Here is a 22,314-nt window from a genome sequence, read left to right as displayed (position 1 = left end):
CGAGCATGGAAGGCAGCACGATGACCCAGCCCGACGACGGGCCCGGCCCGCAGGAGCCGAACGACCAGCAGGCCGCCCCGCCGGCGCCGGAGCAACCGGCCGGGCAGCCCGTGCCGGAGCAGCCCGCGCCGGAGCAGCTCGCGCCGGAGCAGCCCACGGTGGAGGAGCCGACGGTGGACCTGCCCGCGGGCGCGCCGGCGCCCCCGGCGCCGCCCGCCGGACCTGCGTACGGGTACCCCGCCCAGCACCCGTCGGGTCCGCCGGTCCAGCACCCGGGCCAGCCGGCCCAGTACCCGTCCGGCCAGTACGCCTCGGGCCAGGTGCAGTACCCGTCGGGCCAGTACGCCACGGGCCAGGGGCAGTACCCCTCCGGCCAGTACCCCTCCGGCCAATATTCTTCCGGTCAGGTGCAGCCGTACCCGCCGCAGGCTCCCGCCGCGTACCAGTACGGCGCTCCGCCGCAGTACGGCTACCCGGTCGCGCCCCCGAAGAACGACCTGGGTGTCTGGTCGCTGATCACGGGCATCCTGAGCTGGATCCTCTGCCCGCTCATCCTGGGCATCGTCGCCATCGTGACCGGGAACGCCAGCCGCAAGGCGATCCGCGAGGGCCTGGCGAACAACTCCGGCATGGCGACGGCGGGCCTGGTGCTCGGCTGGATCAACGTGGCGCTGACCGGCGCCGGGGTGCTCATCTGGATCGTCTTCGTGGTGGTCGGGCTCCTCGGGGCGGCGTTCACGGTGACCCAGGTATGACCGCGCTCCGGCCGTCCGCCGCGGCACGCGGCAGCTCGCGCAGCCCGGAGGTGGCGGCATGACCCAGCCGGACGAGTGGAAGTCGCCGTACGACCCGCCGAAGCAGCCGGACGCCCCGCAGAGTCCCTACGGGCAGCCGTACCAGCAGCCCGATCAGCAGCCCCAGCAGCAGTGGGACCAGCAGGGACAGACGTACCCGGGACAGCCGTACCCGGGACAGCCGTACCCGGGACAGCAGCCCTACCCGTACGGCGCGCCCTACGGGTACGCGGCCCCGCTCGAGAAGAACGCGCTCGGGGTCTGGTCCCTCGTGCTGGGTATCCTCAGCGTCTTCCTGCTGTTCACCTGCGGCATCGGGTTCCTGGCCGGCATCCCGGCGGTCATCACCGGCCACCTGAGCCGCAAGGCGCAGCGCGAGGGCCAGGCCGACAACGGCGGCCTGGCCCTGGGCGGCATCATCACGGGCTGGGTCACGATCGGCCTGACGCTGCTCGCGGTCGTCGGGCTCGTCGTCCTGTTCAGCATCCCGGAGTTCCGCGAGGGCTTCTTCAGCGAGACCACCTCCGAGTACTGAGCCGGCACGCGGCCGCCCGGCCGTGGGTCACTCTCCCGCGGCCGCGCCGGCCACGTAGCCGTCGGGCCGTACCAGCAGGGCGGTCGCGCCGCCGTCGGACCGGCGGACGACGACACGCTCGGCCGGGTCGACCTCGCCGGGCGCGGCCGGCAGGCCGGGCGCCGGCGCCCCCGCCGGGGCGACCAGCACGAACCGCCCGGCGCGGAGCGCCTCGGCGAGGCGCGACCCGCCCTCCAGCGGGAGGTCCCGCGCCCTCGTGCCGACCAGCGGGTGCGCCCCGCGCGGGCGCGGGTAGGCGACCCCCAGGGCGGAGATGGTCAGCGCCGCCCGCCGCCGGACCGGGGCCACCCGGGACACCAGGCCGACGACGCCGCGCCGTGCCGCCGCGACCAGGGGCCCCGGCAGCGTGGCGACCCGCAGGATCCCGCCGCTCGTGCGCAGCACCTGCTTCCCCACGGGGTGCCGTTCGGCCTCGTAGCCGTCGAGCACGGCGTCCGCCGCGGCGTCCGGCAGGCGCAGCGCGGCGGCGAGCCGCCAGCCGAGGTTCGCGGCGTCCTGCATGCCGGTGTTCATCCCGAGCCCGCCCGCGGGGCTGTGCACGTGCGCGGCGTCACCGGCGAGGAGCACGCGGCCCGCGCGGTAGGCGGGCGCCTGTCGCTCGTCGGCGTGGAACCGGGACAGGAAACGCGTCTCGGTCATGCCGAAGTCGTCGTGCAGGGTGGCGCGGGCGATGGCGCGCACCTCGTCGAGGTCGACCGGCTCGTCCTCGCTCACGTCGCGGTCGCCGTGCCAGCCGATGAACCGGTACCAGCCGTCGCCGAACGGGGCGAGGAAGCCGAGCGAGTCGTTCGCGGCGGCGACCGTGAGCAGGTCGGCGGGCTGCCGCGCCAGCCGCACGTCGGCCAGGACCATCGACCGGATCACGGCCCGGCCCGGGAACGGGATGCCGACGGCGTCGCGCACCGTCGACCGCGCGCCGTCGGTGCCGACGACGTACCGGGCGCGCAGGGGAGGGCGGTCGGCGGTGGTGACCGTGACGCCGTCGTCGTCCTGGGCCAGGGCCGTGACCCGGGTGTCGTGCCGGAAGACGGCGCCCGCCTCCTCGGCGCGGCGGCGCAACAGGCGCTCGACCTCGTACTGGGGCGTGACGAGCACGTACCGGAACCGGGACGGCAGGTCCCCCAGGTCGACGGTGAGCCGCTGGAAGAGCCGGAGGCTGGTGACCTGCTGCCCGCGGGTGAGCAGCTCGTCCGCCAGGCCACGGGCGTCGAGCACCTCCAGGCTCCGCGCGTGCACGGCGAACGCGCGGGTCAGGTTGCTCAGGCCGGCCGGCCGCTTCTCCAGGACGGTGACGCGCGCCCCGGCCGTGGCCAGGTCCCCCGCGAGCAGCAGGCCGGTCGGGCCGGCCCCGACAACGACGACGTCCGTGTCCATGATGTCCTCCTGGGATGCGGGGTCAACGGTTGTTTGCCAACGCTTGTTGACCAAAGTAGCGGTCGGCCCGGCGAAGGTCAACGGATGTTGGCATACAGTTGTTGGCATGACAGGCACGGATGCTCCGCGGCGGCGGTCGGACGTGACCCGCGCGTCGATACTGGACGCGGCCCGGGCGCGGTTCGCGGCCGACGGCTACGAGCGCGCCACGGTGCGCGCCATCGCGCAGGACGCCGGCATCGACCCGTCGATGGTGATGCGCTACTACGGCTCCAAGGAGGGCCTGTTCGCGGCCGTCATCGACGTGGAGCTGGTGCTCCCGGACCTGGCCGCGATCCCCGTGGACGACGTCGGGGCGGTGCTCGTGGGGCATTTCCTCGACCTCTGGGAGCACGGCAGCGTGCTGCAGACCCTGCTGCGCGTGGGGGTGACGAACGAGGCCGGGGCCGCGCGGATGCGCGACGTGTTCGCCGGGCAGATCCTGCCGCTCGCACAGCGGTTCGTCGGGAGCGGCGAGGACGCGGCGCGGCGCGCCGCGCTGGTCGCCTCGCAGGTGCTCGGCATGGCGCTGGTGCGGTACGTGCTGCGGTTCGGCCCCGCCGCGGACCTGACCCGGGCGGACGTCGTCGCCTGGCTGGGGCCCACGGTGCAGCGCTACCTCACGGCGCCGGAGCCCTGACCGGCGGGCGTGGCCAGCTGCGGCTGCCCGTGGTTGCCCGTCGCTGTCGAACCGTCGCTGTTAAACGGTTAGCGCCGTGTTCTCCGGACCGGCCGCGCCGTACGTTTCCGGGACCGCGCCGCCGACGTCGCAGAAACGGAGACCACGCCATGTCCCTCGATACTTCCGGCTCCACGCGCACTCCCGCCCGCACCAGCGCCCGTACCCCGGCCCGGACCGTCCGGCCCCTCGTCGAACGGGCGGCGCCCGTCGTCCGCCGAGCGGCACCCGTGCTCGGGTGGGTGGTCACGCTGGCCGTCGCGGCGCAGCTCGCCCAGGGCGCCTATGGCCAGCTCACCGAGTCCGAGCGGTCGGTCGGCATGTTCGAGGCCATCGGCTACCCGGCCTCGGCGGTCCTCCTGATCGGCGTGCTGCAGGGGGCCGCGGTGCTGCTCTACGTGGTGCCGTGGACGGCGTTCCTCGGCGCGCTGCTCCTGACCGCCTACCTGGGCGGCGCCGTGGCCGCGCACGTCCGCCTGGAGGACTCCCTGGCGCACACGCTCACGCCCGTCTTGTTCGCGGTGGGCATCTGGGCCGCGCTGTTCCTGCGCAGCGAGGGCATCCGCCGGGCCGTGCTCACCGGGCGGTGACCCGCGTCGGGGCGTGCCGTGATTCACGTTGCGCCCCGGCGTCGTCCCATGTCAGGCTGTGTGCGCTCCTGCGGGTGTGCCGCGCGTGTGAGGGAGCTACGGACAAGGACTGTGATGACGGGCATCTCCCGGTACGAGACCACCTCGCGCTGACGCCTGCCCTCCACGAGGGCACCGGGCGTCGGCACCACGCCACCTCCCGGGAGTCCCTGCTGTGTTGTCCAACCCTTCTGTCGTGCTGCACGACGTCACCTTTGCCTGGCCCGACGGCGCCGTCGCGCTCGATCACGTCTCCGGTGCCTTCGGTCGCGGCCGCACCGGCCTGACCGGCCTCAACGGGGCCGGCAAGTCCACCCTGCTGCGCGTCGTCGCCGGCCTCCTCGCGCCCACCTCCGGGCGGGTCGCCCTCAGCGGCACCGCCGACTACCTGCCGCAGCGCATCACGCTCGACGTGCACGCCACGGTCGCCGACCTGCTCGGCATCACGCCCGTCGTGCGGGCGCTGCGCGCCATCGAGTCGGGCGACGTCGACGAGGCGCACTTCGACGTCGTCGGCGACGACTGGGACGTCGAGGAGCGGGCCGTCGCGCTGCTGTCGGCGACCGGCCTGCCCACGGGCCTCGACCGCTCGGTCGCCACCCTGTCCGGCGGCGAGACGATGCTGACCGCCATCACGGGCGTGCGGCTGCGCCAGTCCAGCGGGGCCGCCGCCGTCGCACTGCTCGACGAGCCGACGAACAACCTGGACGGCGCCGCGCGCGAGCGCCTGTACGAGCTGGTCCGCGGCTGGCGGGGCGCGCTCGTCGTCGTCTCGCACGACCTGGCCCTGCTGGAGCTGATGGACGACACGGCCGAGCTGCGTGCCGGGTCGCTGACGACGTTCGGCGGCCCGTACTCGGAGTACCGGGCGTGGCTCCAGGTGCAGCAGGAGGCGGCGGCGCAGACGCTGCGCGCGGCCGAGCAGACGCTGCGCCGCGAGAAGCGGCAGCGGATCGAGGCGGAGGAGCGCATCGCGCACAGCGAGCGCAAGGGCCGCAAGGACGTCGCGAACAGCAAGTACGTCAAGGCCGTGATCAACGACCGGCGCAACAGCGCGGAGAAGTCCGCCGGTGCGCGGCGCGGGATGCTGGACGACAAGGTGGACGCGGCGCGCGCCGCCGTCGACCTGGCGGAGCGCGCGGTGCGCGACGACGACCGGATCTCCGTGGACCTGCCGGACCCGGGGGTGCCGGCCGGGCGGCGGCTGGCGGTGCTGCGGGGCGCGGACGGCCGGGAGGTGGTGATCCAGGGGCCGGAGCGGATCGCGCTGACGGGCCCGAACGGCGTCGGCAAGACGACCCTCCTGGAGCGCCTGCTCGCCGCCCCCACCTCGTTGAGTGCTGGGTATTTGTCGGGTCAGACCCCCTCCGAGCCGCAGATAGCCAGCACTCAGCGAGACGGCGTGGACGGAACGGGGTTCGCTTCCGGGGAGCTGCTGACCGAGCGCGCGGCGTACCTGCCGCAGCGGGTCGACGTGCTGCCCGACGCCGCCTCCGTGCTGGACGCCGTGCGGGAGGGCGCGCCGCACGTGCCGCCGGGGGAGCTGCGCAACCGGCTGGCACGGTTCCTCGTGCGGGGCGCGGCGGTGGACCGGCCGGTGTCGACGCTGTCGGGCGGCGAGCGGTTCCGGGTGGCGCTGGCGCGTCTGCTGCTGGCGGACCCGCCGGCGCAGCTCCTGGTGCTGGACGAGCCGACGAACAACCTGGACATCGCGAGCACGGACCAGCTCGTGGACGCGCTGACGGCCTACCAGGGCGCGTTGCTCGTGGTGAGCCACGACGGCGCGTTCCTGGAGCGGCTCGGTCTGGACGCGGAGATCCGGCTGGACGCGGAGGGGAACCTGACCCAGGTGCGGCGTTGACGTGTACGGGTTAACCCTGATGCGCCATTTTTCACCCGCTGTGTACGGTCTGCGTACGAATCCGACCGACATCTTCGGGAGACGACGATGCAGACCAACCCGAGGCGCCTCGCCCTGCTCAGCTCAGTGACCGCGATGGTCCTGGCGGCCGGCGGCATGGTCGGCGCCGCCGCGACGGAGGTCGCCGGAGCCCGGGCCGCCGGGCAGACCGAACCGCAGGCCGCACCGCAGGCCGTGGCGGAGAAGATGCCCGGCGCGCCCTATCTCTACCTGGGCTGGGGCGACCCGCAGAGCGCCACCTCGGTGATGAGCGAGACGGGGGTCTCGGCGTTCACCATGGCGTTCCTGCTGTCGTCCGGCGGCTGCACGCCCGCGTGGGACGGTCAGCGGCCGCTGACCGGCGGCGTCGACGAGCAGACGATCGACGCGATCCAGGCCGCCGGCGGCCAGGTGCAGATCTCCTTCGGGGGCTACTCGGGCAACAAGCTGGGCCCGAACTGCTCCAGCCCGGAGGAGTTCGCGGGGGCCGTGCAGCAGGTCATCGACGCGCACGGCCCCGACGTCGTGGACTTCGACATCGAGAACACCGACGAGTACGAGGACTACGCCGTCCAGGACCGGATCCTGCAGGGGATCGCGATCGTCAAGCAGAACAACCCCGGCGTCAAGGCCGTGGTGACGATCCCGACCACCACGACCGGCCCGGGCGGGGCGGGCTCGCGCCTCATCACGCGTGCCGCCGAGCTGGGCACCCCGATCGACAACTACACGATCATGACGTTCGACTTCGGCGGCTCCGACATGGTGGCCGACACGATCAGCGCGGCCCAGGGCCTGAAGGACCAGCTCAAGGCGGCGCACGGCTGGTCCGACGCCGAGGCGTACTCGTACTCCGGGATCTCCGGCATGAACGGGCTGTCCGACGTCGGCGAGACCACCACGCCCGCGCAGTGGACCGAGATCCGGGACTGGGCGAACGCCCAGGGCCTGTCCCGGTTCGCGTACTGGGCGGTCAACCGGGACCGCGGCTGCGAGGGCGGCGGCGTGACGTCCGACTGCAGCGGCATCGCGCAGCAGGACCTCGAGTTCACGCGGATCACCGCGGGGTTCTGAGTCCCCTCCCTTGCGGTCGGGCACCGGTTCGCCGTCGGCGAGCCGGTGCCCTTCGCCGTCCGGCGGCTGCTCGACGGCGCCGGCCGGCCGAACCTGTGTGGTCCCTGTACGGGTTAGCCCCAATGTTGCGGGTGGCAAAGAAGTCGTACGTTCTCCTTACTTACAGGCTTGAAAGTTCATGAGGAGGACGACCATGCAAGCACGTCAACGGCGCCATGCTCTTCTACGGCGTGGTCTCGGTGGCCTCGCGGCACTGACCCTGGCCCTGGCCACCGCGCTCACGCTCGGTGGCGGCGCCCAGCCCGCGCAGGCGGCGACGGGAGCGATCACCGGGTACGGCGGCAAGTGCGTCGACGTCGCGGCGGCGAGCTCCGCGAACGGCACGCAGATCCAGCTCTACGGCTGCAACGGCACGAACGCGCAGAGCTGGGACGTGCGCACCGACGGCACGGTCCGCGCGCTCGGCAAGTGTCTCGACGTCGCGGACGCGAGCACCGCCAACGGCACCCGCATCCAGCTCTGGGACTGCAACGGCAGCGCCGCGCAGACCTGGACCGCGGGTGCGGACGGCACGCTGCGCGCCCTCGGCAAGTGCCTGGACGCGACCGGCCCGAGCTCCGCGGACGGCACGCCGCTGCAGCTCTGGGACTGCTTCGCGGGCGCCAACCAGCGCTGGACGCTGCCGTCCGGCGGCGGCAACCCGCAGCCGAACCCGGCGAAGATGCCGGGCGCGCCCTACCTGTACCTGGGCTGGGGCAACCCGCCGAGCGCCACGTCGGTGATGAGCCAGACGGGCGTGCGGGCGTTCACCATGGCGTTCATCCTCTCGTCCGGGGGCTGCAACCCCGCGTGGGACGGCAGCCGCCCGCTCACCGGCGGCGTCGACCAGCAGACCATCAACGCGATCAAGGCCGCGGGCGGCCAGGTGCAGATCTCGTTCGGCGGCTGGTCCGGCAACAAGCTCGGCCCCAACTGCTCGACGCCGGCCGCGTACGCCGGGGCCGTGCAGCAGGTCATCAACGCGCACCAGCCGAACGTCGTCGACTTCGACATCGAGAACTCCGACGAGTTCGAGAACTACACCGTGCAGGACCGCATCCTGCAGGGCCTGACCATCGTCAAGCAGAACAACCCGAACGTGAAGATCGCCGTCACGATCGGCACGGGCCGCGGCGGCCCCGAGGGCGCGGGCACCCGGCTGATCAACCGGGCCGCGCAGCTCGGCGTCCCGATCGACAACTACACGATCATGCCGTTCAACTTCGGCTCCTCGAACATCGCGCAGGACACGATCAACGCGTCCGAGGGGCTGAAGAACCAGCTCAAGTCGGCCCGCGGCTGGACGGACGCGCAGGCGTACGCCCACATGGGCATCTCCGGCATGAACGGGAGCTCCGACCAGGGCGAGATCACCACGACCGCCGCCTGGACGCAGATCCGTGACTACGCGCGGAACAACGGCCTGACCCGGCTGGCGTTCTGGTCCGTCAACCGGGACCAGCCCGGGTTCGAGTTCACGCGCATCACGGGAGGCTTCTGATGAGGGTCCGCACCGCCAGGACCCGCACCCTGGTCGTGCTCGCGGTCGCCGTGGGGCTCGCCGTGCCCGCGGCCGCCGCGGGCACGGCGAGCGCCGCGCCCGGGCCGCGCGCCGCCGTCGGGCAGCAGGCGCCCGCTCTCCCGGACGCGGTCTCGGACGCGGTGCCGGACGCCGGGGCCGACGCCGCTCCGGGCGCCGCTGCCGCCGACGTGCCCGCGGCGTTCACGCACCCGGGCGTGCATGTGAGCGCGCCGCAGCTCGACTTCGTCCGGCAGCAGGTGCAGGCCGGCGCGCAGCCGTGGCGCAGCGCCTACGACTCGATGATGGGCAGCCGGTACGCGTCGCTGTCCTACACGCCGCACCCGCGGGCCGTGGTCGAGTGCGGGTCGTACTCCAACCCGAACTACGGGTGCACCGACGAGCGGGAGGACGCGATCGCGGCGTACACCCACGCCCTGGCCTGGTCGGTCACCCGGGACACGCGGTACGCGAACAAGGCGATCTCGATCATGAACGCGTGGTCGCCGGTGATCCGGGACCACACCAACTCCAACGCGCCGCTGCAGACGGCGTGGGCCGGGTCGGTGTGGCCGCGGGCCGCGGAGATCATCCGGTACACGGGCGCGGGCTGGGCCGCGGCCGACGTCGACCGGTTCGAGACGATGCTGCGCAACGTCTACCTGCCCGAGGTGATCAACGGGTCCAACAGCAACGGCAACTGGGAGCTGTCGATGATGGAGGCCGCTGTCGGCATCGCCATCTTCCTCGACGACCGCAGCGCCTACGCCTCGGCCCGCCAGCGGTTCCTGGTGCGGGTGCCCGCGTTCATCTACCTGACCTCCGACGGGTCGGTGCCGCGCACCGTGCCCGGGTCCGGCCGGGACACGCCGGACCAGATCTTCGCGTACTGGCACAACCAGCGCACGCTGGTCAACGGCCTGGCGCAGGAGACCTGCCGGGACTTCACGCACACCGGCTACGGCATCTCGGCGATCTCCCACGTCGCGGAGACCGCCGCGATCCAGGGTGACGACCTCTACCCGCAGGTGGGGGAGCGCCTGCGGCACGCGCTCGGGTTCCACTCGACCTACCAGCGCGGCACCGCGGTGCCGTCCTGGCTCTGCGGCGGGTCGGTGCACCTGGGCCTCGGCCCGATCACGGAGGTCGGGTTCAACGCCCTGCACAACCGGCAGGGGTTCGCGATGAGCAACACCCAGGCCCTCACGGAGTCCACCCGCCCGGCGGGCACCAACAACCTGTTCGTGGCCTGGGAGACCCTGACCCACGCGAACAACCCGAACGTCCTGCCCTGACGGGCTGAGCGGCGCGCGCCGACAGTCGGCACCGCGGCGTGGGTCGGCAGTCTGCTCGCGGGGTGGGTCGGCAGTTTGCCCCACGAACTCGGCAGTCTGCATCGAGATCGGCACAGGCCTGTGCCGATCTCGATGCAGACTGCCGACCCGGTTGCCGGACTGCCGACCTCGTCGCCGTGCGTGGCGGGCGGGTTCAGGGACGCTGCGTGTAGCGGGTGTGCAGCACGTAGTCCTTCAACGGTCCTGTCACGTGCCAGGTCAGCTCCCACTCCGGGGTGGGGACGGCGGCCACGGACAGGCCGCCCGCGTACAGGTCCCGGCCGCACAGGTGCTCGACGGCGCCCGGCGTCCACGGGTGGAAGTCGCGGCCGTCCTCGAAGGTCACGCGCCAGCCCGTCCCGGGTCCGGCGGCCGGCTCGTCCCGGACCAGGAACAGCGTGCGCGCCACCGGCGTGCTGCCCCCGGCCCAGCGCAGCGTGCCGTGCTCCGCCCAGCGCACGCGGCCGTCGTCCTCCGGGGAGAACCGGGCCTCGCCGTCCGCGGTGTACGCGGCGCCGTCGGCGTGCTCGATCTCCCGCCGGAAGTCCCAGGTGCCGACGAGGCGGAACGGATCCACGCCCACGACCCTAACCGCTGCGCGCGCACGGAAAGAGCGCGTCCGCGGGGCGGCTGATGGGCGAGGATGTTCCCCATGACCTCGACCCATGAGACCACCGCGCCCGCGGACCTGGACCCGGCCAACCCGTTCGCCGCCCCGTCCACCCTGCCGTACGGCCTGCCCGACTTCGCCGCGATCCGCGAGGAGCACTACGAGCCGGCGATCCTGGCCGGCATGGCCGCGCACCGCGCCGAGGTCGAGGCGATCGCCACGAACCCGGAGCCCGCCACGGTCGAGAACACGCTGGAGGCGCTGGAGCGGGCCGGCCAGCTCCTGGGCCGCGCCGCCCGGGCGTACTACAACCAGCTCCCGTCCGACTCCACCCCGGGGCTGGAGGACGTCCAGGAGCGGCTCGCGCCGGTGTTCGCCGCCCACCAGGACGCGATCAACATGGACGCGCGCCTCCACGCGCGGGTGCGCGCCCTGGCCGACGCCGCCGCCGCGGGCGACCTCGACCTGGAGCCCGACACCGCGTACCTCGTCGAGAAGCTGCTGACGCGGTTCCAGCGCTCCGGCATCGAGCTGTCGCCCCAGGACCAGGACACGCTGCGCGACCTCAACGCGCGCATCACGTCGCTGGAGGCCAGCTTCGGGCGCAAGCTCCTGGCCGGCGCCAACGAGGCGAGCGTGCTCGTGACGGACGAGGCGGAGCTCGCCGGCCTGACCGCCGACGCCCGAGCGGGCGCCCGGGCCGCCGCCGAGGCCCGCGGCCAGGACGGCTGGCTGCTGGAGATGCAGCTCTTCACGCACCAGAACGTGCTCGCGTCGCTGGAGAACCCGGCCACCCGCGCACGCGTGCAGGCCGCCTCCATGGCACGCGGTGCCACGGGCGGCGAGAACGACACCCGCGAGGTGCTGCTGGAGCTCGCCCGCCTGCGGGCGGAGCACGCCCAGCTCCTCGGTTACGAGCACCACGCGGCCTACATCGCCGCGGACGCGACTGCGGGCACCACCGAGGCGGTCAACGAGATGCTCGGGCGCCTGGCACCCGCGGCCGTCGCCAACGCCCGGCGCGAGGCGGGCGAGCTCGCGAAGGTGAGCGGGGCGCCGTCGGGCAGCGGCGCGGACAGCGTGGCCGCCGCCGACTGGTCCTACCTCAACGAGGCCGTGCGCAAGGAGCGCTTCAACCTGGACGACGCCGCCCTGCGCCCCTACCTCGAGCTCGAGCGCGTGCTGCACGACGGCGTGTTCCAGGCGGCCGGCCTGCTGTTCGGCCTCTCGTTCGTCGAGCGTCCCGACCTGCCCGGCTACCACCCGGACGTGCGGGTCTTCGAGGTGTTCGACGCGGTCGAGCCGGGGGAGCCGGGCGCCGGCCTCGGGCTGTTCCTCGCCGACTTCTACACGCGCGAGTCCAAGCGCGGCGGCGCCTGGATGGACAGCCTCGTCGTGCAGAGCGGCCTGCTGGGCGAGAAGCCCGTGGTGGTCAACAACCTCAACATCGTCAAGCCGCCGGCGGGCGAGCCCACGCTGCTCGTGTGGGACGAGGTGACCACGCTGTTCCACGAGTTCGGGCACGCGCTGCACGGCCTGCTCAGCGACGTCCGCTACCCGTCGCAGTCCGGCACCTCCGTGCCCCGCGACTTCGTCGAGTACCCCTCGCAGGTCAACGAGATGTGGTCGTGGGAGCCGCGGATCCTGAAGTCGTTCGCCGTCCACCACGTCACCGGCGAGCCGATGCCGGCCGAGTGGGTCGACACCATGCTCGCCTCCCGGGTCTGGGGCGAGGGCTTCTCGACCACCGAGTACCTCGCCGCCGCGCTCCTCGACCAGGCCTGGCACCAGCTCACGCCGGAGCAGGTGCCGACGTCCGTCGAGGACGTCCTGCCCTTCGAGGCGGCGGCGCTCGCCGCGGCCGGCGTCGACTTCGCGTCCGTGCCGCCGCGGTACCGCAGCACGTACTTCAACCACATCTTCGGGGGCGGGTACTCGGCCGGGTACTACTCGTACATCTGGTCCGAGGTGCTCGACGCGGACACCGTGCAGTGGTACGCCGAGAACGGCGGACTGACCCGGGAGAACGGCGAGGCGTTCCGACGCAAGCTGCTCGCCCGCGGCGGCTCGCAGGACCCGCTGGCCTCGTTCGAGGACCTGCGGGGGCGCGCCGCCGAGATCACGCCGCTGCTGGAGCGCCGCGGCCTGGTCTGACGCGCCGCCCGGGACCCGCCCGCTGACCCGCCACGCCAGATGCGCCGAGTCAGCGCCCTGGCCGGACCACCACGCTGACTCGCGCAGCGTCGCCTCGCGAGTCAGCGCGGTGGTCTGAGGTGTGAGACGCGGGGCCACGGTGGACCGGCCGCCTCGTGCGGGCGGTTACCGTGGGCCCTGTGACTGAGACTGTTCCCACCGCCGCGCCCGTGCCCACCGCCGCCGACGAGGTCATCCGGATCTGTCAGGAGCTGATCCGGTTCGACACGTCGAACTACGGCGACAACGAGGGCCCGGGGGAGCGTGCCGCGGCCGAGTACGTGATGGAGCTGCTGCACGAGGTCGGCCTGGAGCCCGAGCTGTTCGAGTCCAGCCCGGGGCGGGCCTCCGTCGTCGTCCGGCTCGAGGGGCAGGACCGCAGCCGGCCCGCGCTGGTGCTGCACGGGCACCTCGACGTGGTGCCCGCCGCGAAGGACGACTGGAGCGTGGACCCGTTCGGCGCCGAGCTCACGGACGGCCTGCTGTGGGGCCGCGGCGCCGTCGACATGAAGGACATGGACGCCATGATCCTGGCCGTCGTGCGGCAGATGGTGCGCGAGGGCCGCAAGCCCGCGCGCGACGTGGTGGTCGCGTTGTTCGCCGACGAGGAGGCGGGCGGCGTGCACGGCGCCCGCTGGGCCGTGGACCACCGCCCCGACCTGTTCGAGGGCGCCACCGAGGCGATCTCCGAGGTGGGCGGCTACTCGGTCGAGGTGGGCGGCAGGCGCGCCTACCTGCTGCAGACGGCGGAGAAGGGCATCGCCTGGCTGCGGCTGATCGCCGACGGCCGGGCCGGGCACGGCTCGCAGGTCAACGAGGAGAACGCGGTCACCGAGCTCGCCGCCGCCGTCGCACGGATCGGGCAGCACGCCTGGCCCACCACGATCACCCCGACGGTGGACGCGCTGCTGCGCGGCGTCGGCGACCTGACGGGGCTGCCCGTCGACTACGAGGACCCGGCCACGATCGACGCCCTGGTGGCCGCGCTCGGCCCGGTGGCGAAGTTCGTGGGGGCGACGGTGCGCAACACGTCCAACCCCACCCAGCTCGCCTCCGGGTACAAGGCGAACGTGATCCCCGGCCGCGCCGAGGCGACCGTGGACGTGCGGCTCCTGCCGGGCCACGAGGAGGCCGGGATGGCGACGTTGCGCGAGCTGGCGGGGCCGAACGTCCGGATCGAGCCGATCCACCTGGACACGGCCCTGGAGGTGCCGTTCGGGGGGTCGCTGGTCGACGCGATGGTCGCCGCGATCGACGCCGAGGACCCGGGCGCGAAGGTGCTGCCGTACACGCTGTCGGGGGGCACGGACAACAAGTCGCTGCACCGCCTGGGCATCACCGGCTACGGCTTCGCGCCCCTGCAGCTCACGAACGACCTGGACTTCGCCGGCATGTTCCACGGCGTGGACGAGCGGGTGCCCACGGAGGCCCTGAAGTTCGGCACGCGCGTGCTGGACCGCCTGCTCGCCACCTGCTGACGTTCGCGGGTCGAGCTTGTCGAGACCGGTCTCGACAAGCTCGGCCGGCGGGCGCGGGCTCGGCCGGCGGGCGCGGGCTCGGCCGGCGGTCCGGCCTGCTCCTACGCCGCGAGCTCGGCGAGCAGCGCACGCGTCTCGGGCAGGTACGACCCGCCGAACAGCACGGCGTGCACGGCGAGCGGGTAGAGCTGGTGCAGGCGCACCCGGTCGCGCCAGCCGGGCGCGAGCGGGTGCGCCTCCTGGTACCCGGCGAGGATCTCGGGCAGGTGCGGTGCCCCGAAGAGCGCGAGCATCGCGAGGTCGGTCTCCCGGTGCCCGCCGTGGGCGGCCGGGTCGACGAGCACGGCCTCGGTCGCGCCGGCCGTCCCGTCCCCGACCCAGAGCACGTTCCCGGACCAGAGGTCCCCGTGCAGGCGCGCGGGACCGTCGTCGGCGGTGGCGCCCGCCAGGCGGGGCAGTCGGGCGCAGACGGCCTCGACCAGCGCGGCGTCGTCGGGGTCGAGCACCCCGCGGGCGCGGCCCTGGTCGAGCAGCGGGCGCAGCCGCGCCTCGGCGTAGAACTCCGGCCAGGAGCTCCACGCCCCGCCCACCATCGGCAGCGGGTCGCGCAGCGGACCGAACCACCCGCCGGGGTCGCCGGACCAGCCCCGGGCAGCGGGCGGCCCGGCGCCGAACGCGGCCGCGCCGGCGTCGTGCAGGGCGGCCAGGGCGCGCCCGAAGGCGCGCCCGTCCTGCGGGCGTGGCACGTCGGACGACAGGAGGTCCAGGTCGAGGTGCCCGGGCCCGACGTCGCGCACGCCGACGACGCGCGGACCGCCGGGGACGCGGAGCCAGTCGAGGCCGGCCGCCTCGCGGGCGAAGAACCCGGCCGGGGCCCCGGCGTCGGCCTTGCGGAACGTGTCAGGCCCCGGGCCGTCGTCCGTCACAGGGTGGAGGAGACCTTGATGATCTTGCGGCGGAGCCAGACCTTGCGTCTGCCGCCGATGTAGAGAAGGGTCCGAGCCAGTTCCCACCGGCCGTACTCGGCCTCGTCGGTGAGCGCCTTGCGGGCGTCCGGCACCGTGGTGTCCGGCTCGAAGGTCACGACACGGTACTCGTACTGACTGTTCTTGCGGAACACGGAGCCGTCTCTCGCCATCTGATGCACCGTCCTCGGGTCGCGGGTGAGGTCAGTTTATGCCGGTTTGATTGCAGACCGGTGACAGCAATGAATTTCGTCTGCCCATTGTGGCCCATGGGGCGCTACCTTCAAGGCATGACCGTTGAACCGCGTGCCGCGCTCGACCGCCTCGTAGCCGCACTCGAGGCCCACCACCACGCGGTCGCCACTCGCCGGAGTGACGACGACCCCGCCGTCGACGACGCCTACGACGTGCTCGCCGACGCCTACGAGGTGTACGAGGACTCCCTGGCCACGGTGTTCGGCGAGGTGACGCCGTTCTACCTGGCCGACGAGGTGGACGAGGACGACGACGAGGACGACGAGTCGGACGAGGACCTGGAGGACCTCGAAGACCTCGACTTCGACGACGACCTGGGCGAGGTCGAGGAGTCGGAGGACCAGCCGCAGCCTGCGCAGCAGCGCTGACCCGGCGCGGGCTCAGGCCCGGGCGGGCGCACGGTCACCAGCGTTCCGGATAGCCGATCTCCGGGGCGGAGACGTCGTCGAGCGCGGCGTGCACCTCGTACGGCAGCTCGAGGGTCACGGCCGCCAGCGACGAACGGAGCTGGGCGGGCGTCCGCGCGCCCACGATCGCGGACGCGATGCCCTCGCGCTCCAGGAGCCAGGCGAGCGCCACCTCCCCGGCGGCGCGGCCCAGTCCCTCGGCCGCGGTCGCCACGGCCTCGACGACGGCGGACGCCGGCCCCTCCAGGTACGACTGGACGAAGCCCGCCAGTGCCCCGGCGGCCCGGGAGTCGGCGGGGATGGCGCGCCGGTACTTGCCGGTGAGCACGCCGCGCCCGAGGGGCGACCAGGCCAGCAGCCCGGCACCCAGGGCGTCGGCGGCCGGGACGACGTCGCGCTCCACGCCGCGCTGCAGCAGCGAGTACTCGAGCTCGACGGCGGCCAGGCCGACGTCCGGCTCCAGCAGCGTCGCCACGCGCGCCGTCGCCCAGCCGGGGTGGTTGCTCAGGCCCACGTACCGGGCGCGCCCGCTGGTCACCGCGATCCGCAGCGCGTTGCAGGTCTCCTCCAGCGACGTGTTGGGGTCGGGGCAGGCCACGAGGAACAGGTCCACGTGGTCGGTGCCCATGCGCACCAGCGACTCGTCGAGGCTGTCGAGCAGGGCGCCGCGGGAGGCGTCCACGACGCGGCCCGGGCCGCCGTCGGGGCGCGACTCCGACCGGATGCCCGCCTTGGTGGCCAGCACCAGCTCGCTGCGCGCGACCTTGCCGGACAGGAGCGTGCCGATCACGCGCTCGGCGTCGCCGTCGGCGTAGCTGGCCGCGGTGTCCACGAGGGTGCCGCCGGCGTCGAGGAAGTCCCGTACCTGCTCGGCCGCGTCGATCTCGTCGGTGTCGCGGCCCCATGTCATGGTGCCGAGCCCGAGCTCCGAGACCCGCAGGCCCGACCTGCCCACCCGGCGTCGTTCCATGTGCGGCAGACTAACCGCGGCGCAGGCGGGTGCGTCAGGAGGCGCGCCGTGGGGTAGTGTCACGGCCCGTGACTGCGTGGGAAGCCATCCTTCTGGGCCTGGTCCAGGGCCTGACCGAGTTCCTCCCGATCTCGTCGTCGGCGCACCTGCGGATCGTCGGTGAGCTGATCGGGTCGAGCGACCCCGGCGCGGCCTTCACGGCCATCACGCAGATCGGCACCGAGGCCGCGGTGATCATCTACTACCGCAAGAAGATCGGCGTCATCCTCGTGGCCTGGTTCAAGGCCCTGACGGGAGCCCACGGCCGGGGCTGGCGCGCCCGCGCGGGCCTGGGGCCGCGGCCCGGCTCCGTCGACGTGCGGCACGGCCGCCCCGGCCAGATCGCCGACCCGGACGCCGCGATGGGCTGGTACATCATCTTCGGCTCGGTCCCGATCGTGCTGCTGGGCCTGCTGTTCCAGGACTACATCGAGACCACGCTGCGCAACCTGTGGATCACCGTGTTCACGCTCGCGTTCTTCGCGATCCTGCTGCTCCTGGCGGACATCTACGGCCGGCGCGAGCGCGAGCTGACGTCGCTGACCGGTCGCAGCGCCATCGGCTTCGGGTTCGCCCAGGCCCTCGCGCTCGTGCCGGGCGTGTCCCGCTCCGGCGGCACCATCACCGCCGGCCTGGCCATGGGCTTCACCCGCAAGGCGGCGGCGGACTACTCGTTCCTGCTGGCCATCCCGGCCGTGCTCGGCTCGGGGTTCTACCAGCTCGTCAAGACGCTCGGCGAGCCGCTGCCGGCCGGGTCGCCCGGCTGGGGCGCCATCCTGCTGGCGACAGTCGTCGCGTTCGGCGTGGGCTACGCGGTGATCATCGGGTTCCTCAAGATCATCGGCAACTACTCCTACAAGCCGTTCGTGTACTACCGGCTCGTGCTCGCCGCCGTGGTCGTCTACCTGCTGATGTCGGGCACGATCGACGCGCAGGGCGGCGTCGCGTAGAACACACGCCGCGGGGCCCTGACATGGTCGGGGAGTGTCACAGCCTGCGGTTATCGTTGGTCGCGTGCACGCCTGGCCCACACCCCAAGTCCCGCTGCTCCCCGGCTCTCCCGCGCCCGCCCCGGTGCGGGTGCACGACTCGTCGACGGGTGAGCTCGTGGAGGCGGCGCCGGGTCCGCAGGCGCGGCTGTACGCCTGCGGCATCACGCCGTACGACGCCACCCACATCGGGCACGCCAACACCTACGTCACGTTCGACCTGCTGGTGCGCGCCTGGCGCGACGCCGGCAAGGACGTCACCTACGCCTCGAACGTGACCGACGTCGACGACCCGCTGCTGGAGCGCGCCGCGGCCACCGGCATGGACTGGCGCGAGCTCGCGGCCTCGCAGATCGCGCTGTTCCGCGAGGACATGACGGCGCTGGGCGTGATCCCGCCCGCGACGTGGACGGGCGCCGTGGAGTCGGCCCCCGACGTCGCCCGCGCCGTGGCGACCATGCTGGAGTCGGGCGCCGCCTACCGGGTCTCGCTGGAGCCGGGCGCCGGCGGGTCCACGCCGGAGCTGGGCGACGTCTACGCCGACCTCACGGCCGACCCGCGCTTCGGCGCGGTCGCGCACCTGGACCGCGAGCAGGCGCTGGCCACGTTCGCGGAGCGCGGCGGGGACCCGGACCGGGAGGGCAAGAAGGACCCGCTGGACCCGCTGCTGTGGCGGCGCGAGCGCCCGGGTGAGCCCGCGTGGGACGGCGGGCCGCTCGGCACCGGCCGCCCGGGCTGGCACATCGAGTGCGCGGTGATCGCGCGCGACGGGCTCGACGTGGCGGCGGGGGAGCGGTTCGACGTCCAGGGCGGCGGCTCGGACCTGCTGTTCCCGCACCACGAGATGTCGACGTCGCACCTGCGCGTCCTGTGCCCGGCGCCTGCCGACGGCGACCCGGCCGGCGCCCGCACGCACGTCCACGCCGGCCTGGTCGCCTACCAGGGCGAGAAGATGAGCAAGTCGCTGGGCAACCTGGTGCTGGTCTCCCGGCTGCGGGACGAGGGGCACGACCCGATGGCGATCCGCCTGGCGCTCCTGGCCCACCACTACCGCACGGAGTGGGAGTGGGACGAGACGTCGCTGCCGGCGGGCGAGGCGCGGCTCGTCCGGTGGCGCGACGCGGTCTCAGGCAACGGCGGTCCGTCGGCCGACGCGACCCTGTCCGCGGTCCGCGCGGCCCTGGCGGACGACCTCGACGCGCCGGCCGCGCTGGCCGCCGTCGACGCGTGGGCTGAGCGTTCCCTGGACGCGTCGCGGGACACCTCCGCCGACGAGGAGGGCGCCCCCGGGATCATCGCCCGCACGGTGAACGCCCTGCTCGGAGTGCGTCTTTGACCCCTCGGGCACCCGATTCCGGGCCCGTTTCGGCGAGGTAGGCCAGCACCGCGCCGGGCGCCCACCAGGTTAGTTTTGACCCCTGCTTCCGTTTGCATTTAACCCGGGGCAGGATGGGGAGCATGACGGAGTACGAGGAAGACTTCACGGGTGAGACCCGGGTCACCGTCACGACGGCGCCCAGGTGCAGCACGCGATACCGAGTGGTACGTAACGGACCGGGATACGCACCGGTCTACGACCGCGTCGAGGACGCCGCACGGTGTCTCGAGACATGGGTGGGCTTCCACGGGCCGGACGCAGGTGTGCGGATCGAGCCCATCTCCAGCAGCGCGTGACCGTCACGCCGGACCGAACGTCAGAGGCCTGAACCCCGTGGGGGCTCAGGCCTCTGTGCTTGGCGCGCTGTCCCGGGCCCGGGCTCAGAGCCGCTCGGGCCCGCTGTCCTTGCCGCCGCCGTCGCGCCGGCGCAGGTAGCGCTCGAACTCGCGCGCGATGGCGTCACCCGACGCCTCGGGCAGCTCGGCGGTGTCCTTGGCCTCCTCGAGCTGGGCCACGTACTCGGAGATCTCCGAGTCCTCGGACGCCAGCTCGTCCACGCCGTGCTGCCAGGCCGCGGCGTCGTCGGGCAGCTCGCCCATCGGGACCGTCTCGCCCAGGATCTCCTCCACGCGCGTGAGGATCGCGAGCGTCGCCTTGGGCGACGGCGGGTTGGCCACGTAGTGCGGCACGGCCGCCCACAGGCTGACGGACTGCAGGTTGCGCTCCGCGGCCTCGTGCTGGAGCACCCCGACGATCCCCGTGGGTCCCTGGTAGGTGTTGGCCTCGATGTCCAGCACGGACTGCAGGCCCACGCTGTCCGAGGTGGCGGTCATCGGGATGGGCCGGGTGTGCGGGACGTCCGCCAGGAGTGCGCCGAGCGTGATCACGGTGCGGACGCCCAGCTCGTCCGCCACCCGCAGCAGCTCCTCGCAGTACTTGCGCCAGCGCATCGACGGCTCGACGCCGTGCACCAGCACGACCTTGCGCTCGCCCACCTGCGCGACCGAGATCGTGGTCGTGGGCCAGGTGATGGAGCGTTTTCCGTCGTCGTCCAGCGAGATGTACGGGCGGTTGACCTGGAAGTCGTGGAACTCCTCGGGGTCGAGCTCGGTCACCTTCTCGGCGCCCCACACCTCGGCCAGGTGCGTGAGCGCCGTCGTCGCGGCGCTCCCCGCGTCGTTCCAACCTTCGAAGGCAGCGAGGAGCACGGTCTGGCGAGGCGAGGCCTGCTCCGGCTGCTCGTGATGCGCGTCGGTCATCCCCCCACCCTAGGGTGTGCGGCGCTCGACGTGACCAGGGGCACGGCCGCGTTCGCGGACGGGCGAATCCACCGCGCGACGGCGTGTCGGTGCCGGGCCGCGGGCTCAGAACACCGGGACGCCGGCGCGGAGCGCACCGCGCACCTGCACCTCGACACCGCGCCACTCGCCCGACCACAGCGTGTAGCCGGGGTTCATCATCCGCTGGTCGATGGCGTGGTCCAGGCCCAGCGCCCGCGCGATGCTCTCGCCGTCGTCCAGGTGCCAGGGCTGCAGGCACACGCGCTCGGGCGTGACCGTCAGGACCTCGATCCAGTCCGCGCGGACATGCCGCAGCAGGTCGATGACATCGCCAAGACGTTCTGTGACCGACTGCGAGGCAATGGGGTTCACGAGGCTCTCCGGGACACGGGTCGGACAGGTGGACTAGCTGATACCACTGTGCGCCGGGCACATGGGACGTGCCATCGGCAGCGCCCGGGACGTTTCGGTGATAGATACGTCCCTTGAGGGGGTGAGATGACACGTGAGAAACCAACGACTGGTCGCGGCGATGAGCCAGGCCGGCCTGAGCCAGGTCCGGCTCGCGGCCGCCGTCGGCGTCGACCCGAAGACCGTGGAACGCTGGGTGGCGCAGGGGCGCACGCCGCACCCACGCCATCGCGTCGCGGTCTCCGAGGCGCTGGGCTGCGACGTCGCCGCACTGTGGGGTGACGTCGACCGGGCGGAGGCCGCCGCCCAGGAGATCGTCGGCGTCTACCCGGCGCGGCGCGCCGTGCCGTCCGGGACCTGGCGGGCCTTCCTCGCCGGCGTGGAGCAGCGGTTCGAGCTGCACGCGTTCGCGGCGACGTTCCTACCGGACCAGACCCTGGACCTGACCACCGAGATCGTCACCATGGCGGCGCGAGGCGTGCAGGTGCGCCTGCTGCTGGGCGACCCGGAGGGCAGCGCCGTCACCGTGCGCACCGCGGAGGAGGGCGGCACGGGCCTCGCCGGGCGCATCGCCCTGGTGCTGGCCTACCTGGCCCCCGCGCTCGGCACGCCGGGCGTCGAGGTGCGGCTGCACGACAGCACGCTCTACGCGACGACCTTTCGGTTCGACGACGACCTGCTGGTCAACACGCACGTCTGGGGCTCGCCCGCGGGCGCGAACCCGCTGCTGCACCTCAAGGACGGTCCCGAGGCGTCGATGGCGCCCGCCTACCAGGCGGGCTTCGAGCGGGTGTGGAACGCCGCGACGCCGTTGACGGTCTGGCCGCGGACGGAGGACCCGGACGAGGTGTCGTGATGACGCGCCTGGACTACTTCGACGACCCGGCCGCACCGGCGGTGAACTCGGTGGTGCCCTCGGTCACGGTGGCGGTGCGTGACGACGGCGGGCGCCTGCTGCTCATCCACCGCACCGACAACGACCTCTGGGCGCTGCCGGGCGGCGGGATCGACCCGGGGGAGACCGTGCGCCAGGCGGGCGTCCGGGAGACCGAGGAGGAGACCGGCTACCGCGTGCGGATCACGGGCCTGGTGGGCATCTACACCGACCCGCGGCACGTCATCGTCTACTCGGACGGCGAGGTCCGCGCGCAGTTCTCCATCTGCATGCGCGCCACGGTCACGGGCGGCGCCGTCCGGACCTCGCACGAGTCCAGCGAGGTGGTGTGGCAGCCGGTGGACCGGCTCGGTGAGCTGGCGATCCACCCGTCGATGCGGCTGCGCATCGACCACGCGGTGGACCCGTCGCGCACCGAGCCGTTCCTGACCTGAGCGGTCTCGCCGGGCCTACCCGGCCGGGCCGCCC

At 73.3% G+C, this 22,314-nt stretch carries 23 protein-coding genes; 16 read left to right on the top strand and 7 right to left on the bottom strand.

Going from position 1 to position 22,314, the window contains the following annotated elements:
• The first annotated feature begins 20 nt into the window (after window positions 1-20).
• A complete protein-coding gene (locus ACH45N_RS18465) occupies window positions 21-755 on the top strand; it encodes a DUF4190 domain-containing protein (RefSeq protein ID WP_397396452.1) in 735 nt (244 codons plus the stop codon).
• 58 nt (window positions 756-813) lie between these two features.
• The gene (locus ACH45N_RS18460) at window positions 814-1,329 is read left to right on the top strand and encodes a DUF4190 domain-containing protein (RefSeq protein ID WP_397396450.1); all 516 of its coding nucleotides are present in this window, start codon (window positions 814-816) and stop codon (window positions 1,327-1,329) included.
• 27 nt (window positions 1,330-1,356) lie between these two features.
• Here ACH45N_RS18460 and ACH45N_RS18455 read toward each other — a convergent pair whose 3' ends face one another.
• On the bottom strand, window positions 1,357-2,763 hold the full coding sequence (locus ACH45N_RS18455; RefSeq protein WP_397396448.1) for an FAD-dependent monooxygenase: 1,407 nt from the start codon (window positions 2,761-2,763) through the stop codon (window positions 1,357-1,359).
• A 106-nt stretch (window positions 2,764-2,869) separates the two neighbouring features.
• Between ACH45N_RS18455 and ACH45N_RS18450 the strand changes: the two genes are divergently transcribed.
• The 6 genes from ACH45N_RS18450 to ACH45N_RS18425 all read left to right on the top strand — a co-directional run bounded on the left by ACH45N_RS18450 (window position 2,870) and on the right by ACH45N_RS18425 (window position 9,937).
• Window positions 2,870-3,442: a TetR family transcriptional regulator gene (locus ACH45N_RS18450; protein WP_397396446.1), complete on the top strand. Its 573-nt coding sequence runs from the start codon at window positions 2,870-2,872 to the stop codon at window positions 3,440-3,442.
• A 149-nt stretch (window positions 3,443-3,591) separates the two neighbouring features.
• A complete protein-coding gene (locus ACH45N_RS18445; RefSeq protein WP_397396444.1) occupies window positions 3,592-4,071 on the top strand; it encodes a DoxX family protein in 480 nt (159 codons plus the stop codon).
• A 235-nt stretch (window positions 4,072-4,306) separates the two neighbouring features.
• Window positions 4,307-5,971 carry an ABC-F family ATP-binding cassette domain-containing protein gene (locus ACH45N_RS18440; RefSeq protein ID WP_397396442.1) on the top strand — a complete coding sequence of 555 codons (1,665 nt, stop codon included), beginning with the start codon at window positions 4,307-4,309 and terminating at the stop codon, window positions 5,969-5,971.
• 87 nt (window positions 5,972-6,058) lie between these two features.
• Window positions 6,059-7,084 carry a chitinase gene (locus ACH45N_RS18435; protein ID WP_397396440.1) on the top strand — a complete coding sequence of 342 codons (1,026 nt, stop codon included), beginning with the start codon at window positions 6,059-6,061 and terminating at the stop codon, window positions 7,082-7,084.
• Window positions 7,085-7,277: 193 nt separating this feature from the next.
• Window positions 7,278-8,624: a ricin-type beta-trefoil lectin domain protein gene (locus ACH45N_RS18430; RefSeq protein WP_397396438.1), complete on the top strand. Its 1,347-nt coding sequence runs from the start codon at window positions 7,278-7,280 to the stop codon at window positions 8,622-8,624.
• Entirely contained in the window at window positions 8,624-9,937 is a 1,314-nt protein-coding gene (locus tag ACH45N_RS18425; RefSeq protein WP_397396436.1) for an alginate lyase family protein, read from the top strand. The genes ACH45N_RS18430 and ACH45N_RS18425 overlap by 1 nt, the downstream gene beginning before the upstream one ends.
• Before the next feature lie 193 nt (window positions 9,938-10,130).
• On the opposite strand, the gene ACH45N_RS18420 is transcribed toward ACH45N_RS18425, so the two are convergent.
• Window positions 10,131-10,553 (bottom strand): DUF6314 family protein, encoded by a 423-nt coding sequence (locus ACH45N_RS18420; RefSeq protein ID WP_397396434.1) that lies wholly within the window; start codon window positions 10,551-10,553, stop codon window positions 10,131-10,133.
• A 75-nt stretch (window positions 10,554-10,628) separates the two neighbouring features.
• Between ACH45N_RS18420 and ACH45N_RS18415 the strand changes: the two genes are divergently transcribed.
• Both ACH45N_RS18415 and ACH45N_RS18410 read left to right on the top strand, forming a co-directional pair.
• The gene (locus tag ACH45N_RS18415; protein ID WP_397396432.1) at window positions 10,629-12,740 is read left to right on the top strand and encodes a M3 family metallopeptidase; all 2,112 of its coding nucleotides are present in this window, start codon (window positions 10,629-10,631) and stop codon (window positions 12,738-12,740) included.
• Between the two features lie 179 nt (window positions 12,741-12,919).
• Window positions 12,920-14,257: a M20/M25/M40 family metallo-hydrolase gene (locus tag ACH45N_RS18410; RefSeq protein ID WP_397396430.1), complete on the top strand. Its 1,338-nt coding sequence runs from the start codon at window positions 12,920-12,922 to the stop codon at window positions 14,255-14,257.
• A 101-nt stretch (window positions 14,258-14,358) separates the two neighbouring features.
• Here the strand turns inward: ACH45N_RS18410 and ACH45N_RS18405 are convergent, their stop codons facing one another.
• Both ACH45N_RS18405 and ACH45N_RS18400 read right to left on the bottom strand, forming a co-directional pair.
• Window positions 14,359-15,183 (bottom strand): fructosamine kinase family protein, encoded by an 825-nt coding sequence (locus ACH45N_RS18405; RefSeq protein WP_397396428.1) that lies wholly within the window; start codon window positions 15,181-15,183, stop codon window positions 14,359-14,361.
• Complete coding sequence (locus ACH45N_RS18400) at window positions 15,180-15,395, bottom strand: DUF5703 family protein (protein ID WP_020014707.1); 216 nt, start codon at window positions 15,393-15,395, stop codon at window positions 15,180-15,182. Before ACH45N_RS18400 ends, ACH45N_RS18405 begins: the two co-directional genes overlap by 4 nt.
• 117 nt (window positions 15,396-15,512) lie before the next feature.
• On the opposite strand from ACH45N_RS18400, the gene ACH45N_RS18395 reads away from it, so the two are divergent.
• Window positions 15,513-15,845 carry a primosomal protein gene (locus tag ACH45N_RS18395; protein ID WP_397396426.1) on the top strand — a complete coding sequence of 111 codons (333 nt, stop codon included), beginning with the start codon at window positions 15,513-15,515 and terminating at the stop codon, window positions 15,843-15,845.
• Between the two features lie 34 nt (window positions 15,846-15,879).
• Here ACH45N_RS18395 and ACH45N_RS18390 read toward each other — a convergent pair whose 3' ends face one another.
• Window positions 15,880-16,854 (bottom strand): aldo/keto reductase, encoded by a 975-nt coding sequence (locus ACH45N_RS18390; protein ID WP_397396424.1) that lies wholly within the window; start codon window positions 16,852-16,854, stop codon window positions 15,880-15,882.
• A 68-nt stretch (window positions 16,855-16,922) separates the two neighbouring features.
• On the opposite strand from ACH45N_RS18390, the gene ACH45N_RS18385 reads away from it, so the two are divergent.
• The 3 genes from ACH45N_RS18385 (at window position 16,923) to ACH45N_RS18375 (ending at window position 19,556) form a co-directional block, all read left to right on the top strand.
• Complete coding sequence (locus ACH45N_RS18385) at window positions 16,923-17,843, top strand: undecaprenyl-diphosphate phosphatase (protein WP_397396422.1); 921 nt, start codon at window positions 16,923-16,925, stop codon at window positions 17,841-17,843.
• Between the two features lie 64 nt (window positions 17,844-17,907).
• Window positions 17,908-19,218, top strand: a complete 1,311-nt coding sequence (gene mshC, locus ACH45N_RS18380) for a cysteine--1-D-myo-inosityl 2-amino-2-deoxy-alpha-D-glucopyranoside ligase (protein WP_397396420.1) — start codon at window positions 17,908-17,910, stop codon at window positions 19,216-19,218.
• Between the two features lie 122 nt (window positions 19,219-19,340).
• Window positions 19,341-19,556, top strand: coding sequence for a hypothetical protein (locus ACH45N_RS18375; protein ID WP_285102381.1), 216 nt, complete (start codon window positions 19,341-19,343; stop codon window positions 19,554-19,556).
• Window positions 19,557-19,640: 84 nt separating this feature from the next.
• Here the strand turns inward: ACH45N_RS18375 and ACH45N_RS18370 are convergent, their stop codons facing one another.
• Window positions 19,641-20,519 (bottom strand): PAC2 family protein, encoded by an 879-nt coding sequence (locus tag ACH45N_RS18370; protein WP_020014713.1) that lies wholly within the window; start codon window positions 20,517-20,519, stop codon window positions 19,641-19,643.
• Between the two features lie 105 nt (window positions 20,520-20,624).
• Window positions 20,625-20,912, bottom strand: coding sequence for a hypothetical protein (locus ACH45N_RS18365; protein WP_397396417.1), 288 nt, complete (start codon window positions 20,910-20,912; stop codon window positions 20,625-20,627).
• 133 nt (window positions 20,913-21,045) lie between these two features.
• On the opposite strand from ACH45N_RS18365, the gene ACH45N_RS18360 reads away from it, so the two are divergent.
• The gene (locus tag ACH45N_RS18360; protein ID WP_377232958.1) at window positions 21,046-21,807 is read left to right on the top strand and encodes a helix-turn-helix domain-containing protein; all 762 of its coding nucleotides are present in this window, start codon (window positions 21,046-21,048) and stop codon (window positions 21,805-21,807) included.
• Entirely contained in the window at window positions 21,807-22,280 is a 474-nt protein-coding gene (locus tag ACH45N_RS18355; RefSeq protein ID WP_397396415.1) for an NUDIX hydrolase, read from the top strand. The genes ACH45N_RS18360 and ACH45N_RS18355 overlap by 1 nt, the downstream gene beginning before the upstream one ends.
• Window positions 22,281-22,314 lie beyond the last annotated feature (34 nt).

It is taken from the genome of Promicromonospora sp. NPDC019610, from assembly GCF_044389365.1.
Classification (GTDB): Bacteria; Actinomycetota; Actinomycetes; order Actinomycetales; family Cellulomonadaceae; genus Promicromonospora.
Note: the sequence above shows the minus strand (reverse complement) of the source record. Positions and strands in the feature narration are given on the sequence as shown.